This is a genomic window from Nonomuraea corallina, from assembly GCF_027620315.1.
GTDB lineage: Bacteria > Actinomycetota > Actinomycetes > Streptosporangiales > Streptosporangiaceae > Nonomuraea > Nonomuraea corallina.
Genome location: NZ_JAPNNL010000148.1, coordinates 1 through 18,236, shown reverse-complemented (window position 1 = coordinate 18,236; position 18,236 = coordinate 1). Strand labels below are relative to the sequence as shown.

Genomic DNA, 18,236 nt, shown 5'->3' with positions numbered 1-18,236 from the left:
CCTGAACGGGAGTACACCCAGCCGGACTTCGAGCGAGTGCTCGCCATCAAGGAGCGTACCGAGGTCGCGGCCCAGTATCTGACGGACCTCCTGCATGAGACCGGTCGCATGAGCAAGACCATCGTGTTCTGCGTCGACTCCGACCACGCCGGCCGGATGCGCGACGAGCTGAACAACCTCAATGCGGATCTGTCCCGGCAGTACGGCGGTGACTACGTGGTTCGGATCACCTCCAGGGATGGAGATCCTGGCCTCGCGCACCTCGACGAGTTCAAGAAGGTGGACACAGACACACCGGTGATCGCGGTGACGTCCAGACTGCTCTCCACCGGTGTCGATATGCCGATGGTCCGCAACGTCGTGATCTTCCGCCCGATCGGCTCGATGACGGAGTTCAAGCAGATCGTGGGACGCGGGACGAGACTGTTCAAGGACAAGGACAAGTTCAGCTTCGACATCATCGACTTCGTCTACGCGACCAGGAAGTTCAACGACCCCGAGTTCGACGGGCCACCAGTCCGCCGTTACGAGGTCAAGACCGACGACGACGGACATGCGGTCGAGACCGTCGAGGAGGATCTCACCGACGACCAGGTGCGAGTCGCCGAGCCTGAGGCCGCCTACGACAGGCAGGAAGGTGGGTCCTTCGACCCCGCCGAGGGCATGAGCGACGACGAGCTGGTCTCGAAGCTGACCACCAGCGCCCGCAGGTTCTATGTGGACGGTCAGGAGGTGTTCATCTGGAACGACACCCTCTATGTCATGGACGCCGACAATGGCCGGCCCAAGATGGTCGAGTATCGGATGTTCGCCGGTGACCAGGTCCGCAAGCTGAACCTCAGTCCCACGGAGCTGCGCGGCCAGTGGGCGCGAGCCAAGTCACGCTCGGACATCATTCGGGCGTTGGATGACTTGGGGATCGACTTCAACGTGCTGGCCGAGCAGATGGGCGACCACGATGCCGATCCGCTCGACCTCCTGCTGGCGGCGGCCTGGGAGTTCCCGGCCCTGACGCGCAGGGAACGGGCTCGACGAGTGCGCAGGGAGCACCGTGCGTTCCTGGAGACCTTCGCGGAGGACGCCAGGCAGATCCTGGAGCTGGTCTTGGACAAGTACGTCGAGTATGGCCCGGTCGAACTCCGGCCGAACGTACTGACCCTGCCCCCGCTCCGGGACCTGGGGAGCCCGTCGGAGCTGGCGGACCGGTTCGGCGGAGGAAGCAAGCTCCGGGAGGTCCTGGACCGGCTCGGAGAGTACGTCTACGACGCCGCGTAGCGCCGGATATTCATGCGAAACCGCATTCGAGTCGTGACGGCCGTCCGTTACGATGGCCCACGTTCGCGACCGAGTGAAGCAGACCAGTCGTCTTCGGCTGCACCTGTGTGAAGTCCAGGCAGTTCCTCGCGCGGACGTGATCCGGCGACAACGGAAGGATGCTCCTTGATGGCAGCGGCCAGTAAGACCGCCGACAAGACCTCGCGCGCTCGGTTGAGCGCGGTCATCAAGTCCGCGCGTGACACCATGCGCAAGGACGCGGGTCTCAACGGTGACCTGGACCGATTGCCGCAGCTCTCCTGGCTGCTGTTTCTGCGGGCCTTCGACACCCTGGAGGGCAACCGGGAGCTGATGGAGGACGACTACCGTCCTGCTATCGAGGAGCCCTACCGCTGGCGTGACTGGGCGAGCGATCCCAACCTGTACGGCGACACGCTTCGCGACTTCGTCAACGGCGAGCTCCTGCCCTACCTCAAGGGGAATCTGGAGGACAAGGCTCCTCGCGATGTGGTGCTCGTGGACCTGTTCAAGGACATCCACAACCGGATGCTCTCCGGTTATCTCCTCGGTGATCTCGTCCGCCAGCTCAATGAGATCAATTTCGCCTCCAGCGACGACATCCATACGATGGCTTACTTGTACGAGTCGATCCTGCGGGAAGTGCGTGACGCCGCTGGTGACTCGGGTGAGTTCTACACGCCGAGGCCGGTTATCAGATTCGCGGTGAAGCAGTCGTTCCTGTCACTGGGGGAGAGCATCCTCGACCCAGCCTGCGGGACGGGCGGCTTTCTCGTGGAGAGTCTTGAAGAGCTGGGCGACAAGGCCGACAGCACCGCCGCACGGATGCAGCTTCAGCGGGATCTGAGGGGCATCGAGAAGAAGCCGCTACCGTACCTGCTCTGCCTGATGAACCTCATCCTGCATGGCATCGACTCACCGACCATCGTGCGCAACAACGCCCTGGTCCAGATGACCGGTGAGTCAGGGCCGGCGAGCAAGGTCAAAGTAGTTCTCACCAACCCGCCGTTCGGTGGGGAGGAGGAAGCTTCGATCCTGTCTCATTTCGCGAAGGGGGTGCAGACGAGAGAGACGGCGTGGCTGTTCCTTGTCGCGATCCTTGACAAGCTCGAACCCCGCGGCCGGTGCGCGATCGTTCTGCCCAACGGCGTGCTGTTCGGTGAGGGCGCGGGCACTCGTATCAAGGAACGGCTGATGCGCGAGTGCGATCTTCACACGATCGTACGGCTTCCGCAGGGAGTCTTCGCGCCCTACACGCAGATTCCGGCCAACCTGCTCTTCTTCGAGAAGACCGGTCCGACCAAGGAGACTTGGTTCTACGAGATTGTTCCGCCTGAGGGCCGCAAGGGCTACAGCAAGACGAAGCCCATGCGGGACGAGGAGTTCGACGAGTGCATCGCGTGGTGGGGGGGGAAGGAGCGTAAAGGTCGCGAGGAAAACGATCGTGCTTGGCGGGTTCCGATCGCAGAAATTGTGGAGAGCGGGTTCAACCTCGACCTCAGCAACCCCGCAAGCGGGGATGATTTGGCCCATCGACCACCGGGAGACCTGATCTCCGAGCTAATCGCCACCGAACGTGAGATCCTCGGTCTTCTCGAGGAGCTCGCCATCGACTTTCAGGAGGCGAAGTGAACCTAAAGCCGACGTTGCTGGGTTCGGTCCTTAAGCTTGAGCGGGTTCCTCTGGAGGTTGATGCGGATTTGGAGTATGTGCCGATCGGTATCCGCTCCTTCGGGAAGGGGATATTTCATCGAGTGCCAACCAAAGGAGAAGAGCTAAGTAAGCTTCGTTATTTCCATCTGAAACCAGGCCGTCTGATTGTTAGTAATATTATGGCCTGGGAAGGCGCAATTGCAGTATCGGGAAATGGGGAAGCAGGTTGCGTTGCCTCTAGTCGATTTCTGAGCTATGCCCCCACTGGAGATGTTGATCTCTCTTATTTGAACTACTTTTTCCAAAGCGAAGCGGGGCGTTCGTTGATCAGGGGAACTTCAACTGGAACGGTCTTGCGTAATCAAACCCTGTCTATCAAGGACTTCGAAGCGCTTGAGGTTCCCCTCCCTTCGCTTGATGAGCAGCGACGCATCGCGGCACGTCTCGATTACTACTTTTCCAGACTAGATCGGATGCAAAATCTTCGAGAACACTCACATAAACTTGTCATAGCCATCAAAGAATCGCTCGTGGGAGACTCGCTTCTCGGTTCGACTGTGCGGTGTACGGTAGGTGATGTAATGAAGCTTCAGCGCCGTCAGGTCAACGTTCGGGATTTGGCTATCTACCGGGAGATCGGAGTCAGGTCCTTCGGTAGAGGAATCTTCCATAAACCGCCAATCTCTGGCCAAGCCTTGAATGGGAAGCGCGTCTTTTGGGTCGAGCCCGACGACCTGATATTTAGTAATGTCTTTGCTTGGGAGGGCGCGGTTGGCGTTGCTTCCCAAGCAGAAAAGGGAATGATCGGCTCGCATCGTTTCATGACCTATAAAGTAGACCCCGAAATGGCGGACCTGCGGTATCTCTATTCGTACTTTACGAGCAGTGTTGGCCTTGAGATCATCAGGCGGTCTTCGCCCGGGTCTGCTGGACGAAACAAAATCTTGGGAATAAAGTCTTTCTCGCAACAAGCAATAGTGCTTCCTAGGCTTGCGATCCAAAAGAAGGTAGCTCGAGTACTTGATGGAGTTCGAGGGGCGGCTTCACGCTCGTCTATAGCGGACGAGCACGTCAGTGCGCTGAAAACATCACTACTGAACACAGCGTTCAACGGTACGCTTTGAAGCCGAAACGAACTCTCCCGTGGTAGGGGGAGACCTCCGGGGAACCCTGGATGGAAGGGGATTCCTCGGAGGCGAATTCTGGTTGGGCCTAGTCGAACTCTCCGTCCTTGACGCCGTTGATGAAGGCGTCCCATTCTCCCGGGGTAAAGACCAGGGTAGGGCCAGTGGGATTCTTGCTGTCGCGGACACCTCGGTATCCACTTGAAAGCTCAGCGACCTCAACGCAGTTGCCTCCGTTGCTGCCCGAGTAGGACGACTTGATCCACGTGGCTGCCCGTAGGTCCAGGGTCAGCTCGTCCATCGCTGCATCGCCTCCTTGATCAAATTCATAGATTCGCGCTGGGAAAGTGCCTCGGAGCGAATCCCCTCATATCTGAATCCTAGAGTCCTGACACTCTCAGTCCAGTCTGTTACCTGAGCGTTGGAAGCGGCCTCAACATATGCCGTGTCAGGAGTTCCTTGTGCCTGGGTGATGGCGAAGCCTCCGAGGAGACCAGTCGTGGAGTAGGCGCTGAGGGGGAGAACCTGGATGGTTATCCGGGGTGCTTGGCCGGCTTCGAGCAGGTGCGACAGTTGCGCTGCCATCACGGCGGCATCGCCGATTGGGCGATGTAGAACGCCCTCGTCGATGACCGCCCAGAGCATGGGAGGTTTAGGTCGCCGGAGAATCGACTGGCGCTCCATGCGAGCGAGCACATGTTCCTCGATTTCCTCTGATGTCACGCCGGGTTCTCCGCGCAGCATGGCTCTGGCGTACTCCTCAGTCTGAAGCAGGCCGGGTACGACCAGTGGCTCCCAGGTCCGGATCGTCTCCGCTGTAGCCTCCACGTCGAGCCAGGGCCGGAACCACGGAGGGGCCGATGCGTGGCTGACCATCGGCCAGAGCCGCATCAATGCCCCTTCCGCTTCCAGGGCTTCATCGCAGCGGCGGGCGAAATCCTCCGTCGGTGACCGCCTGGCCGTCTCGATCATGCTGATTGTGCCGACGGAGTAGGACACCGCCTTCGACAGACGGATCTGAGACCACCCTCGTGTCTTGCGGTGTCGTCGCAGCTCAAAGCCGAAGAGTGCGGTCGGCGAATCGGCAGGGCACAGCTCGCTTTCCTTGGGCACCTGACCTCCAGGGGGACTGCCACCCGTTTCAACAGAACTTTCATCGAAACCGTTGATGGCATAGCGAAGTCAACCGACTACTAACTGTAGCCATCATTTGGGACGGTTGGAAGGCAGATCGAGGCCGACTTCTTCAAGTGGGTGAAGTGATGAAAGCAGCGAGTGCGGAGCCGAGGGTCATCGGTTCGATTCAGCTGGTGGGCATTCGCGAATCCGTCTCGTACGCCCGCTCACAAGTGCGCAGATGGCTCGGGGACGATCATCCCGCGGTCGACGACGTCGTGCTGGCGGTGTCCGAGCTCGTGACGAACGCGTTCCGGCACTCCGACGCCAGGCCGTACGACTTCATCGGCCTCACCGTCACCGAGGCGAAGGGACTGATCTACGTGGAGGTGCGCGACCCCGGTTCCGCGTTCTCGGGGCCGTACATCCGACAGGAGTCCGAGGCCGAGGACGGCCGGGGGCTGCTGATCGTCCGAGAGATCTCCCAGGACTGGGGGAGCCGCGAACACGGCCGTGGGCTGGGCCGCACTGTCTGGTGCGCCATTCGGGCCGCCCCTTCTTCCACTGACTCGTCCGCTGCCGAGCCGGTCTCCGGATCGGTCGGCGGACGTGGCCCTGGCTGAGCGCGGCCGGTCAGGACCAGGCGGCCCGCCTTCTCGCGGAGGGAGAGCGGCGGAGCCGCCACTGGAAACGTCCGGTCGGGACCTTCCCCCGTAGCTCCAGGGCCGGGCATGGCCCCCGATGAGAGCACCTTCCCGCCCTCATCGGGGGCACCTCCACAGGTACGGGTGATCTGGCCGGGGATCAGGTAGGCGGGGTGAGTCCGGCGAGGTCCAGCGCGCGGCGGTGGAGAGTCTCTGAGCGGATGCGCAGGAACTCCTGGTAATCGTTGCGGGTCGCGGCCTCGTACGCTTCCTCGGACACTAGACAACTCGCCAGGTGATTGAGGATTCGCGCCTCGCCCAGCTCGTCTGTGAAATCCCGGAGGTAGCCGGCGGGCGGCTGGTTGGAGACGAAGATGTTCGTGGCCGAGCTCAGCATCACGATGTTGGCCGGGACGTTCGCGCCGCTGACATCGATCCCCTGGTGCTTCTTCAGGTAGTCCTTCGGGAAGAAGTGGTGCCACTCCTTGTCGTTGGCCCACGAGAGGGCCCTGCCGGTGTCCAGCAGGGCCCCGGTGCGGATGTCCAGCGGGGTTGCGCCGGCCAGGAGGAGCGCGGTCATCTTGGAGACGGCGTTCTCGACGCTGAATCTGCTTCGATGCCAGATGTCAGCGCCTGGTACGGAGACCGGGATGTCGATCTCGCTGGCGTCGCCGGAGATGAACTTGTTGACCGCGGCGTGGTCGGCCGCCATCTGGTTGAGGTTCCAGTTCTGGTACCTGCCGCCGAGCGTCGTCCGCCAGAACCAGCGGCGGATGGCGGCGAACTGGTCGGCGGACGGCTTCTTCAGCCACGTGAAGATGCTGACCAGAACGGCGAACTGGGTGTCGTAGGGGAGCGTCTTGGACGAGGGCGTCCTGATCTCGGTGGTGAGAAAGTCCACGGCACGCTTCGCGGCCTCCTCGGTTTCCGCGATCACGTCTTGGAGCTGCGCCTTGGGCAGCTGGCGTAGCTGTTCGACGTCTGCCCGGGAATAGCCGGACCCAGCGGCCGCGGCGATGGCGCGAAGAAGAACCTTGGGATCGAGGCTTCCGTAGTTCTTGTGGTGCAGGACCTCTTTGATGGCGTCGATGGAGTCCAGCAGGTCGAAGCCGGGAGTCCAGGTGGCAGCCCGCATGAACTCGACGAGGCTGAGCTCGGTCCCTGTGGTGTTGACGCGCTCGAAGACGAGGCCGATCTCCTCGATGGGCATGTCCCGGAGCGTCACGGTCGCGATCCGGTAGTCGTTGAAACGGTTGTAGAGCAGCTTCGCCCGCTCCTTCTGGTCTCCGTCGTCAAGCTTCTCCACCCGCGTGAGGAATTCTGCGGGGTTCAGCATGAAGCGCAGTGGGAGCTGGGCCGGTGGCGGCTCGTCCAGCGTGTCGCGGTGGAGGAACTCGTTCGCGGCGAGGTCGTAAACGATGTTCCAGATGCTCTTGGGATCACCGTCCGGCTCCCAGTAGAGAGCTCCGCAGAACGTGGAGAGCCGCTGCTGGCCGTCGAGCAGGTAGTTGACCCGGTGGCCGACGGGGAGGAGGTCGATGTCCAGATCGGCGATGGTTCTCTCGCTCGCCAGCTCTTGATCGCTGTCCCAGAGGAGGATGCTGCCGATGGGGTAGTTCCGGGCAATGGAGTCCAGCAGGTTGAGGACCTGCCGACGGGTCCACACGAAGTCACGCTGGAACTTGGGCAGGAGGATGCGGCCGGCGAGGATGTCCTCCGCGACGGTGACAAGCCGTGGGGTGTTGGGTTCGGGGTCGCGAGGCAGACGCCTGCGGGAGGATGACCGCTGCACTGGTTCTCCGAGAGGAAGCGACTGGGGCGAGAGTGTCGTGAGTGCCAATGGACCATGATGTCACCGCTGGCGATTGGACCTCGGTCCGTGACTCACGTGCCGCCTTGAGCGAGGCCCATTTTGATCAGCTCGTTGCGGAGATCCTTGAGGGGGACTGTCACGCCGTTGCGCTCGATCCGCCAGACGTCCCAGCCCGGACATGCCCTCGTCCCCGCCACAGCGGCCCCTGCGGCGGATAGCGAGTGGAAGGGTTCACCGGTGTCCAGCCGAATCACACCATCTGCTTCAACAGTCGCACCGTAGAAGTCCCCTTTCCATTTTCGGCTGATCCGGGCGCCCTCCGACACTAGCTCTGCTTTGATCAAATCGAGGATCTCGATGCCATAGTGTGCTCGGGTGCGTCGCCGTGCCACCTGCTCGGGGGTCGGCTGGCTCTTCGGCATCCTGAACCCGAGCCTGGTCGGGTTCCAGATCTCCTCGCATAGGAGCCGGTAAAGCTCCTGACGCTGCTCGATCTCGTTCGTTCCGAAGGTAGGGCAGGGCCGAAAGGCCTTCTCGAGCTTCGCGGTCTTGATGTACTTGACGAACGAGGGGTTTCGCACGCGGCTGATCTGATGCAGAGAGGCCGCCAGTCGGTTCTGCTGGCGATAGTGTTCGATCTTCTGGTCGTAGGGATCATCCCGGAAGCTCGCGTTGACCGACTTGGGAAGGATCAGCAGCGCCCCGAGGCGGTTGCGCCAGTGCTCGAAGGCCGCGACCGTCTTGACCTTGGGCATGGGCTTGTAGCGTTCGAAGTGGTTGGCCCAGATGTGTTCGACCTCGTAGTTGAGCGGGCCCTGTAGGTAGTCTCCTTCGGGATCTCCGCCATCGCACTGTCGCTGGACATGAGCGGTCATGCGCGCGAGCAGATAGCGGACCAGACGCCGATTGTTCGCACGAAGCCCGAACGATTTGAGCTCGCGGAAGTCGTGCTCAAGAAGAGAGATCTCACTGCCAAGAACTGCGGCCATATCTTCGGCCCTACGGCAAGCGCGCAAGCTGGTGATCACGCCATGGATGACCTCGTCCAGGTCGCGGCGCTGTACTGGAAGGTTGTTGACGCATCGTCGCACGTAGACGAGGTCAAGAAACGCCGCCGCGAGGGCGCATTTCTCGATGAAGACACGCTCAGGGTCCTCAGGGGATGCGACAGCCAGAAGCAGGGTGAACTGATTGTCGATGCCGTTGTGGCCGTTGAAGAAGACAGAAGCCAGTTCCGGCTTGAACTCCCGGCTGGCGCGCAGGACGGTGCAGTAGCGCAAGGACATTTCTGCGAGTCTCTTGATGAACTCGTGCGCTCCGGTCGGGCGGTCAAGCCCGAGGTGGGCCTCGTTGTCGAGAACCCAGTCGTGAAAAGCCTGTTCGATCTTTTCGGCATCCGTGGAGGACTCGTCGAAGCGAGCGTACTGAGCCAGAAGGAAGGAACGGACATAGGCGCTTGGAGCGTTCGCATCGTGCAGGTCGGCTTCCGCTGCGGCCAAGCGAGCGAGCATGTCGGCCCATGCCTTGCCAAGTTCCACGCGTACCTGAGGGCCCACGCGGCGGAAGAGGTGGCCCTTGAGGAGGTCGACAGGGCTCGGGCGCAGTCCTCGGTCGTTCATCGACACGAAGATCTCGCGCCCGTTCTCCTGGTCCAGCGCCCGGATGCCGACCAAGCACACCCTGCTGAGCAACCACTCGACGAAGAACGGCAGCGCCTCGCCTCGAAGGGACTCGGGGAAGTCCTCGTCGATCTCCCGGCTCCGATCGTGGAGGTTCTTGACCGATACGGGGGCATCGTCGGGAAGGAAGAAACCATCAAGGCTCTTCCAATCCTTCATAAGGGCACTCAGTAGCTGGGCGCGAGCCGGTTCCTCCGAGGCGTCAACCGTGAAGTTGCGCTTGCCGTACCGAGCGGTGTGGATGAGTCGACCTACGGCGCTGATGTCGAGGTCGGGATCTGCTCCTTGGTCCATGAGGAGCTGTCGAAGATAGATCAGCAGGAGGTGGAGGGTGGTGATGCGCTGCTGGCCGTCGACGAGAAAGGTACGTCCGCCTTGCTCGTGGTAGACGTAGGGACCGAGGAAGTAGGGAGCGTAGTCGCCGACTTCTTCACGCTCATGCAGCGAACTCCACTGAGGAAGGAAACGGCGGGTTAGGTCTTCGATGAGGGTCCGAACCTCGTCCCGTGTCCACGTGTACTCCCGTTGGTAGTAGTCCAGGGCGAATGTGCTGCCTTCGAAGAGGAGTTGGACCGTTACACCTTTTCCGGGAATGGGACTGTCCGCCATGGAATCGGAAGTGCCTCTCGCCTGTGGGGGATGCGCTCTTCAAGAGCTGACCTACTCTTCCTCTATCGCGGCCGGCGAGAGAATGTTACGAATCACGCCCAGGTCGTGACGCTGCGGCAGCTACTTCTGATCTGTCCTAGCGGCTCGCTCGGGCATCCTGGGCCGCCGGGGAGCGCATCCGTGCCTCGGGGGGCGTTCACGTTCTTGCGCGACAACCTGTACAAGGTCGCCGGGCATCCGGCGACGAGCCTCGCGGAGCTCATTCGCCGGAGCTGACAGTGCGATCGCCTCCGAGCAGGCCGCAAGGAACGAATAGTGAACGTTGCGTTTCCTAAAGGAGACGCCTACTCTGGATAGAGAACGATCCGTACTCTAAGGAGGTGGCGGGATGGTCGTCGTGCTGACCGGGCTGATGCTCTGCATGCTGCTCGGCGCGCTCGATCAGACGATCATGACGCCCGCGCTGCCGTCCGTGGCCGGTGACCTCGGCGGGCTCGACCAGATGCCTGCCGTGATCACCGCCTACCTGGTGGCCGCGACCGTCGTGATGCCGGTGTACGGCAAGCTCGGCGACCGGTTCGGCCGCAAGCCGCTGATGCAGCTCGCCATCGTGATCTTCGTGGTCGGAGCCGTGCTCTGCGCGACGGCGACGACGATGCCGCAGTTCGTGGCGTTCCGCGCGGTGCAGGGCGTCGGCGGGGGCGGGCTGATGATCGGCGCCCAGGCCATCATCGGCGAGGTCGTCAGCCCTCGCGAGCGCGGCCGCTACCTGGGGCTGATCGGGGCCGCCTACGTGGTGGCGGCCGTCGGGGGACCGCTGGCCGGCGGGTTCCTCGTCGACACGGCGGGCTGGCGGTGGATCTTCGCCCTCTACCCGCCGCTGGGTCTGCTCGCCTTCGTCGTGCTCACCGCCACCCTCAAGCTCCCCAGGCCCCGGTCACGCGCCCCGGTCGACGTCGCCGGAGCGGTCACGCTCGGCCTGGCCGTCGTCGGCGTGGTCATGCTCGGCCAGACCCGCGAGCCCGCCTTCCTCGCGCTGACCGCTCTCGCCGTGGCGGCCTGGCTGGTCACCGCCCGCCGCGCCGCCGACCCGATCCTGCCGCTCCGGCTGTTCAGGGACCGGGCGTTCGCCGTGCCGGTGGCGATCAGCCTGCTCATCGGGTTCGCGCTCTTCGGCACCGTCTCGTACATCCCCGCCTATGTACGGATCGCGCACGGCGCGTCGGCCACCGGCGCCGGGTTGCTGGTCACCGCGCTCATGGCGGGGGTGCTGACGACCACCGTGGTCTCCGGCAGGCTGATCACCAGGACCGGCCGATACAAGGGCTACCCCGTGGTGGGCACCGCGCTCGCCGCGACAGGGCTGGCCGTGCTGCCGCTCGCGGCCCCGGACCCGGTGGCGCTGGCCGGCGTGCTGCTGCTGGTCGGGCTCGGTGTCGGGCTCGTCATGCAGGTCATGGTGCTGACCGCGCAGAACGCGGTCGGCCACGCCGATCTGGGCGCCGCCACCTCGGCGGTGACGTTCCTGCGCCAGATCGGCGCCTCCGCCGGTGTCGCCCTCGTCGGCGCGCTCATCACCTGGCGCCTGGCCGGCGACCTGCCCCACACCAGCGCCCAGCTGGACGCCGGCGCGCGCGCCGCCTTCGCCGAGGCCGTCCCGCCGGTGTTCGCGGCCATGTCGCCGCTGCTCGGCGCGGCTTTCCTGCTCGCGCTGGCGCTGCCGGCGCGTCCCCTTCGCACCACCGCTTACGCCCAGGAGACCTCATGACACTCGTCGCCCCCTTGCGTTCGTTCGGCCGTGGCGACCTCGCCCTCGCGGGCGGGAAGGGAGCCAACCTCGGAGAGCTGATCGCGGGCGGTTTTCCCGTCCCGGGCGGGTTCGTCGTCACGACCGCCGCCTATGACCTGGTGGCCGCCGGAAACGTCACGCGCGCGTACTTCGAGAACCTGGAGATGCCGGACGCCCTGCGCCGGCAGATCCTGACCGCCTACCGCGAGCTCGGCGCCGGGCCGGTCGCGGTGCGTTCCAGCGCCACCGCCGAGGACCTGCCCGGCGCCGCGTTCGCCGGGCAGCAGGACACCTATCTCAACGTGGTGGGCGAGGACGCGCTGATCGACGCGGTCCGCCGCTGCTGGGGTTCGCTCTGGTCCGAGCGCGCCGTCGCCTATCGCGACCGGCTCGGCATCGACCCGGCCGAGGTGCGCATCGCCGTCGTGGTGCAGCGCATGGTGGCGGCGGAGGCGGCGGGCGTGATGTTCACCGCGGACCCCGTCACCGGCGACCGCGGCCGGCTCGTCGTCGACGCCGGGACCGGCCTCGGGGAGGCGGTCGTCTCCGGCCTCGTCACGCCCGACCACTACGTGCTCACCCCGGAGGGTGAGATCGCCGAGTTCGCGCCCGGCCGGCGCGAGGTCGTGATCCGCGCCCTGGCGGGCGGCGGGGTCAGCCACGAGAGCGGCGACGACGCGCCCGGCACGCGCCTGCCCGCCGGCGTGCTGCGCGAGCTGGCCCGGCTCGGCACCGAGGTCGCCCGCCGCTTCGGCCGTCCCCAGGACATCGAGTGGACGTACGCGGACGGCGAGGTCAGCCTGGTGCAGGCCCGGCCGATGACCGCGCTGCCGCCGCCCCCGCTGGGCAGGCTCAACCCGCTCCGGCGCAGGCTCGCCACCATCCTGATGGAGTACGTGCCGGTCCGTCCTTATCCGATTGACATGTCCACCTGGCTGCCGCACGGGCCCGCCGGGCTCATGGGCACGGTGACGGGTCACTTCGGCCTGCGCGGCGCGTTCGAGGGGTTCCTCGAAGAGGAGGACGGGGTCGTCTACCGGCTGGTGCCGCCCCGCCCGCGCCCCGGGCCGAGGGCGCTCGTCGCGCCGTTCCTGATCGCCGCCAAGGCCCGCCGGTACGATCCCGCCCGGTGGACCGACGACCCGCGCTACCCCCGTTATCTCGACGGCGTGCGCGCGCTCATGGCGCTCGACCTGGCCGCGCTGCCCTGGCCGGAGCTCGTCGGGACGCCGCGCCGGGTGCTGGCCGCGGTGCGGCCCGTGGCCGCGCTGCGCATCGACTATCTGCCCCGCAGCGGTCTGTCGCTGCTGCGGCTGCTCGTCGCGCTCAAGCTGCTCGGCAGGGCCGACCTGTTCGGCGACCTGATCGCCGGCGCCCGCACCCGCACCGGCGACGCGAACCTGGCCCTGGAGGAGCTGGCCGAGGAGGCGGCCCGCACCGGCGCGCTCGACCGGGACCCGCTGCCCGAGGCGTTCCAGGTCGCTTTCCGGGAGTTCCTCGCCGAGTACGGCCACCGGGAAGGTGCCAGCCCGCTGCTGGTCACCCCGCCGACCTGGGCCGACGCGCCGGAGACCGTGCTCGACCTGGTGCGGGTGCTGGCCGCCGAGCCGCCCCGGCCCACGTCCGGCGACGAGGCGCTGGAGCGGCTGCTCGCCCACCCGCGGCTGCGCGGCGGCCGCGGCCGTGACAGGATGGTGCGCAAGGTGCAGGCCGCCCGCGCGGGCGTCGCCTTCCGCGAGGACAGCCACTTCGTCTTCACGCTGCCGCTGCCCGTGCTGCGCCGGTCCATCGTCGAGATCGGCCGCAGGCTGCGCGAGGCGGGCGTGCTCGACACCCCCGAGGACGTCTTCCACCTCAGGCTGGAGGAGCTGGAGGAGATCGGGGACGTGGCCGCGCTGGGCGACGCGCACGCCCGGCGGCTGCGGGCCGCCGTGACCGCGCGGGCCGCCCGGCGTGAGGAGCTCGCCGGGGTGCGGCTCATCGACCCGAGGTCCGTCTTCCCGGCCCGCGAGGCCGCCGACGCGCTCGTCGCCGGCACCCCCGCGAGCGCCGGCACCGCCACCGGGCCGGTCACCGTCGTCCGCGACCCGTCGGAGTTCGGCAAGCTCGGCCGCGGCGACGTGCTGGTCTGCCCCTACACGAACCCGTCGTGGACGCCGCTGTTCCAGCGCGCCGCCGCGGTGGTCGTCGACACCGGCGGCATCGCCTCCCACGCCGCGATCGTGGCCAGGGAGTACGGCATCCCCGCCGTCATGGGCACCGGCGACGGCACCGCGGTGCTGGCCGACGGGCAGCGGGTCACCGTGGACGGCGACGCGGGCGTCGTCACGGCGGCTGGATAGGATGACGGAGATGGTCACCGACCACCGCAAACTACCGCGCCGCCGGGGCGAGGAGCTCGCCTCCGCGATCTACCGGGCGACGCTCGACGAGCTGGCCGAGAGCGGCTACGCCAAGCTCACCATGGAGCGGGTGGCCGAGCGGGCCAGGGCGAGCAAGGCGTCGCTCTACCGCCGCTGGCCCACCCGCGTCGCCCTGGTCATGGACTCGGTCTACCATTCGCTGCCGGCCGTGTCGGAGGTCCCCGACACCGGCAGCCTCCGCGGCGACCTGCTGGCCCTGCTGCGCGGCATGGCCGACATCCTGGCCGGCCCGGCGGGCGAGGCGATGCGCGGCCTGCTCGCCGAGGCGCTGGGCGACGAGGCGGGGGGCCGCGCCTTCCGGGAGAACTCCCAGGGCGCGGGCCGGAAGATGATGGCCGAGATCGCCCGGCGCGCCGTCGAGCGCGGCGAGATCTCCCGGGAGGCGGCCCTGCCGCTCCGCCTCGACACCGGTCAGGCCCTGCTGCGGCAGCACTTCCTCTTCCAGGGGCCGCCCATCCCCGACCGGCTGGTGGTCGACATCGTGGACGAGGTCATGGTCCCGCTGCTGACCCGCTAGTGCAGGCCCATGACGGCGGCCATGGTGCGCATCGAGTGGTCGAAGGCCGTGCGCCGGTCCTCGATGGCGTTGTTCAGCTGGCCGAACAGTTCGAGGCTGATCCAGCCGTACATCGCGGTCCATGACGTGAGCGCCCGGAGGATCAGCTCGTCCGGCACGCCGGCCATGATGGCGCGCATGTTCTCCCCGTCGGCCACGAGCGTGGCGGGCGGCGGCGGGCCGAGCGGCGGCGGGTCGGCGGCGCCCGCCTCGACGGCGTCCCGCAGGACGGCGGAGAGCACCGTCACGTCGCGCAGCCGGGCCGGGACGGTGTCCTGCGGCGCTTCGTAGCCGGGCACCGGCGAGCCGTAGAGGAGCGCGTACTCGTGCGGGTGGGCCAGCGCCCAGTCGCGCGCGCCGTGGCAGGCCGCCAGCCAGCGGCCGAGGAAGTCGTCGCGCGGGCGGGCCGCCTCGGCGCGCTCCACGGCCTCGCCGAGCGCGTTGTAGCCGTCGATGATCAGCGTGGTGAGCAGGTCGTCACGGCTCGGGAAGTAGCGGTAGACCGCCGACGAGACCATGCCCATCTCGCGGGCGACCGCGCGCAGTGACAGCCCGCCCGCGCCCTCGGTGGCGAGCTGGCGGCGGGCGATGTCGACGATCTCCCTGCTGAGCTCGGCTCTGACGCGCTCGCGCGCGGTTCGGCTCGCTGTCATGCGCAGCACGTTACCAGAGCAAGCGCCAGAAACGAGAGCACTGCTCTTGACGAACAGCGCTCTCCTAAGAGAGCATCGCTCTCATACAAGAACGGCAGTCACCCCGGAGGTCTTCGCGATCGCCGTGCCCGCCGGGGTCCTCGCCGCGCTCTTCGTCGTCAACGCGGTTCTCCGCATCGTCTGGAAGCAGGTCTGATCATGGGGAAACATGTCGTCGTGGGTTCCGGCCAGGTCGGTACGCACCTGGCACGCAAGCTGCTCGACCGGGGCCACGAGGTCACCGTGGTGACCCGGTCCGGCACCGGCCCCGAAGGAGCCGTCAAGGTCGCGGCCGACGTCGCCGACCGGCGCCGCCTCGTCGAGATCACGAAGGGCGCGGACGTCCTCTACAACTGCGTCAACCCGCGCTACCACCGCTGGCACACCGACTGGCCGCCTATGGCCGCGTCGTTCCTGGCCGCGGCCGAAACCTCGGGCGCGGTGCTGACCATCCTCGGCAACCTCTACCCGTACGGCCCGGTCACCGGCCCGATGACCGAGGACCTGCCCCTCGCCTCCGCCAACCCCAAGTTCCGGGTACGGGCCCGCATGTGGGAGGACGCGCTGGCCGCGCACCGGGCCGGCCGGATCCGGGTGACCGAGGTGCGCGGCTCCGACTACTTCGGCCCCGGCGCCACCGACCAGTCCTACCTGGGCACCCGGTTCCTCCCTCCGCTCAAGGCGGGCAGGACCATCCAGGTGGTGTGGCCGCTCGACGTCCCGCACAGCTGGACGTACCTGCCCGACGTGGCCGAGGCGCTGGTCGTCGCCGGGAGTGACGAGCGGGCGTGGGGGAGGCCGTGGCACGTGCCGACCGCGGAGCCGATGACGTTCCGCCAGGTGGGGGAGCGGATGGCCCGGCTGCTCGGCCGGCCGGCGCCGAGGATGGCGCGCGTCCCGTGGCCGCTGGTGCGGGCTGTGGGGCTCGTCCAGCCCATGATCAGCGAGATGAGGCACATCCGCTACCAGTTCGTCGCGCCGTACGTGCTCGACTCCTCCGCCTTCCAGCGGGCCTTCGGGGTCACGCCCACCTCCGTCGACGAGGCGTTCAAAGCTACGCTCGACGCGTGAGAACTGCCATGATCGGCCTCGGTGACATCGCGGAGAAGGCCTACCTGCCGGTGCTGGCCGCCCATCCCGGGATCGACCTCCACCTGTGCACCCGCGACCAGGCCAGGCTGCGCCGCCTCGGCGACGCCTACCGGATCGAACGGCGGTCCGCCACGGTGGACGAGGTCGTCAAGGCCGGGGTTGACGCGGCGTTCGTGCACGCCGCCACCCCCGCCCACCCCGAGATCGTGGAGACGCTGCTGGCGGCGGGGGCGCACGTGTACGTGGACAAGCCGCTGGCCGACAACCTGGCCGACTGCGAGCGGCTGGCCGCGCTGGCCCGCGCCGAGGGCCGGTCGCTGATGGTGGGCTTCAACCGCCGGCACGCGCCCGGCTACGCCGCGCTGGCCGGGCTGCCCCGCCACCTGGTGCTGATGGAGAAGAACCGGGAGCGTCAGCCCGGGGTCCCGCGCCAGGTGGTCTTCGACGACTTCATCCATGTGGTCGACACGCTGAGGTTCCTGGCGCCGGGGGAGGTCACCGGCTCCCGGTTCCGCACCCGGGTGAACGGCGACGGGCTGCTGGAGCACGTCGTGCTGGAGCTGTCCGGCGACGGCTTCACCGCCATCGGCGTGATGAACCGGGTGAGCGGGGCCGCGGAGGAGAGCTGCGAGGTGATGGGGGACGGCGTCAAACGCCGCGTGGTCAACCTCGGCGACGTGATCGACTACGCGGGCGGTGAGACGCTGCGGCGGCGGCCCGACTGGGTGCCGGTCGCCCGCCAGCGCGGCATCGAGGCGATCTGCCGGGAGTTCCTCGCCGCCGTCGCCGAAGGCCGCCTGATCACGGCCGACGACTCCCTCGTCACCCACGCCCTCTGTGAGGAGATCGTCAGCTCGATCGGCTCATGACGCGGTCCGCCTGCTCGTACATCCGGGTGAACGGCGCGCCGCCGAGCCGGCTGAGCACGGTGAAGCCCTTGGCGTCGCGCAGCGGGCTGGAGGAGGAGACGACGCCGGCCACCGCGCCCTCGTGGAGGGCGGGGCCGCCGCTGCCGCCGGCCGCCGCGTGGCAGTTGCGCGTCACCAGCACGCCCGGCCCGTCTTCCGCGCCTTCCACCGCGTCGCCGAAGCAGTGGTACATGCGGTCGCCCGGATACCGTCTGCCCCCGGGGTAGCCGAGGAGTTCGAGCCCGCGCAGCGCGGTGCCCCTGCCGGTCGCCAGGGTGCGCAGCCCGCGCCCGGTCACGTCCTCCAGCCGGCCGCGGCGCTTGGCGGCCACCCCGACCAGCCCGACGTCGTACGGCAGCAGGTCGGGCCCGAACGAGCGGCCCCGCCAGCGGGACGGCACCCACGTCCGCACCACCGGCCACACGCCGTGCAGCGGCCGGCCCTCGTCGTAGCCGGGCAGGAAGACCAGCCGCTCCAGCGTCCGGCCGCGGTCGCGCAGGCAGTGCGCGGCCGTCAGCACCAGGCTGCGGCTGCGCGAGCGCAGCACGGTGCCGCCGCACATCACGCGTTCGCCCGTCGCGCGGTCGCGGCCGACCAGCACCCCGGCGAGCCGGCGCGCGCCGGTGAGCGGGCGCGGCACCGGGGCGTAACCGAGCCGGTCGCCGTGCGGCGTGAGCACCTTGCGCGCCGGGATGTTCCGCTGCGGGGCCACGGCGGCGCCGGAGGGTTCGAGCAGAGCGAGACAGAGCACCAACCTCAACACCCACCTACTTCTAGCAGGAAACGATCAGCGCTCTGATCTGCGACATCATTGTTTACCCAACCTGGGGATTGTCCATGCGCCG

General features: G+C 66.9%; 15 protein-coding genes. 9 read left to right on the top strand and 6 right to left on the bottom strand.

The annotated features are described in order from the left end of the window. The 3 genes from OUY22_RS28175 to OUY22_RS28165 form a co-directional block, all read left to right on the top strand. Positions 1–1,275 (top strand): type I restriction endonuclease subunit R (locus tag OUY22_RS28175; RefSeq protein WP_270158207.1); only part of this gene is annotated, 1,275 nt, incomplete at its 5' end. Between the two features lie 168 nt (positions 1,276–1,443). Then, entirely contained in the window at positions 1,444–2,925 is a 1,482-nt protein-coding gene (locus tag OUY22_RS28170; RefSeq protein ID WP_270158206.1) for a class I SAM-dependent DNA methyltransferase, read from the top strand. Then, positions 2,922–4,070 carry a restriction endonuclease subunit S gene (locus OUY22_RS28165; RefSeq protein ID WP_270158205.1) on the top strand — a complete coding sequence of 383 codons (1,149 nt, stop codon included), beginning with the start codon at positions 2,922–2,924 and terminating at the stop codon, positions 4,068–4,070. Before OUY22_RS28170 ends, OUY22_RS28165 begins: the two co-directional genes overlap by 4 nt. 88 nt (positions 4,071–4,158) lie before the next feature. Here OUY22_RS28165 and OUY22_RS28160 read toward each other — a convergent pair whose 3' ends face one another. Next, positions 4,159–4,371 carry a DUF397 domain-containing protein gene (locus OUY22_RS28160; RefSeq protein ID WP_270158204.1) on the bottom strand — a complete coding sequence of 71 codons (213 nt, stop codon included), beginning with the start codon at positions 4,369–4,371 and terminating at the stop codon, positions 4,159–4,161. Continuing rightward, positions 4,359–5,183, bottom strand: a complete 825-nt coding sequence (locus tag OUY22_RS28155) for a helix-turn-helix domain-containing protein (RefSeq protein WP_270158203.1) — start codon at positions 5,181–5,183, stop codon at positions 4,359–4,361. Before OUY22_RS28155 ends, OUY22_RS28160 begins: the two co-directional genes overlap by 13 nt. Before the next feature lie 137 nt (positions 5,184–5,320). Between OUY22_RS28155 and OUY22_RS28150 the strand changes: the two genes are divergently transcribed. Further along, positions 5,321–5,809 (top strand): ATP-binding protein, encoded by a 489-nt coding sequence (locus OUY22_RS28150; protein WP_270158202.1) that lies wholly within the window; start codon positions 5,321–5,323, stop codon positions 5,807–5,809. A 181-nt stretch (positions 5,810–5,990) separates the two neighbouring features. Here OUY22_RS28150 and OUY22_RS28145 read toward each other — a convergent pair whose 3' ends face one another. Together OUY22_RS28145 and OUY22_RS28140 are read right to left on the bottom strand one after the other, a co-directional pair. Continuing rightward, a complete protein-coding gene (locus tag OUY22_RS28145; protein ID WP_270158201.1) occupies positions 5,991–7,670 on the bottom strand; it encodes a GmrSD restriction endonuclease domain-containing protein in 1,680 nt (559 codons plus the stop codon). 44 nt (positions 7,671–7,714) lie between these two features. Continuing rightward, complete coding sequence (locus OUY22_RS28140; protein ID WP_270158200.1) at positions 7,715–9,931, bottom strand: GmrSD restriction endonuclease domain-containing protein; 2,217 nt, start codon at positions 9,929–9,931, stop codon at positions 7,715–7,717. A gap of 388 nt (positions 9,932–10,319) precedes the next feature. Between OUY22_RS28140 and OUY22_RS28135 the strand changes: the two genes are divergently transcribed. The 3 genes from OUY22_RS28135 to OUY22_RS28125 are packed head-to-tail and all read left to right on the top strand — an operon-like array spanning position 10,320 to position 14,660. Further along, positions 10,320–11,699, top strand: a complete 1,380-nt coding sequence (locus OUY22_RS28135) for an MFS transporter (RefSeq protein ID WP_270158199.1) — start codon at positions 10,320–10,322, stop codon at positions 11,697–11,699. Beyond that, the gene (locus tag OUY22_RS28130) at positions 11,696–14,062 is read left to right on the top strand and encodes a PEP/pyruvate-binding domain-containing protein (protein WP_270158198.1); all 2,367 of its coding nucleotides are present in this window, start codon (positions 11,696–11,698) and stop codon (positions 14,060–14,062) included. The genes OUY22_RS28135 and OUY22_RS28130 overlap by 4 nt, the downstream gene beginning before the upstream one ends. A gap of 10 nt (positions 14,063–14,072) precedes the next feature. Beyond that, positions 14,073–14,660 (top strand): TetR/AcrR family transcriptional regulator, encoded by a 588-nt coding sequence (locus OUY22_RS28125; protein WP_333486806.1) that lies wholly within the window; start codon positions 14,073–14,075, stop codon positions 14,658–14,660. On the opposite strand, the gene OUY22_RS28120 is transcribed toward OUY22_RS28125, so the two are convergent. Next, entirely contained in the window at positions 14,657–15,352 is a 696-nt protein-coding gene (locus OUY22_RS28120; protein WP_270158196.1) for a TetR/AcrR family transcriptional regulator, read from the bottom strand. The genes OUY22_RS28125 and OUY22_RS28120 overlap by 4 nt on opposite strands. 198 nt (positions 15,353–15,550) lie before the next feature. On the opposite strand from OUY22_RS28120, the gene OUY22_RS28115 reads away from it, so the two are divergent. Together OUY22_RS28115 and OUY22_RS28110 are read left to right on the top strand one after the other, a co-directional pair. Then, the gene (locus OUY22_RS28115) at positions 15,551–16,462 is read left to right on the top strand and encodes an NAD-dependent epimerase/dehydratase family protein (protein WP_270158195.1); all 912 of its coding nucleotides are present in this window, start codon (positions 15,551–15,553) and stop codon (positions 16,460–16,462) included. Next, the gene (locus tag OUY22_RS28110; RefSeq protein WP_270158194.1) at positions 16,459–17,352 is read left to right on the top strand and encodes a Gfo/Idh/MocA family protein; all 894 of its coding nucleotides are present in this window, start codon (positions 16,459–16,461) and stop codon (positions 17,350–17,352) included. Before OUY22_RS28115 ends, OUY22_RS28110 begins: the two co-directional genes overlap by 4 nt. Here the strand turns inward: OUY22_RS28110 and OUY22_RS28105 are convergent. Beyond that, the gene (locus tag OUY22_RS28105) at positions 17,333–18,142 is read right to left on the bottom strand and encodes a trypsin-like serine peptidase (RefSeq protein ID WP_270158193.1); all 810 of its coding nucleotides are present in this window, start codon (positions 18,140–18,142) and stop codon (positions 17,333–17,335) included. The genes OUY22_RS28110 and OUY22_RS28105 overlap by 20 nt on opposite strands. Positions 18,143–18,236: the final 94 nt, after the last annotated feature.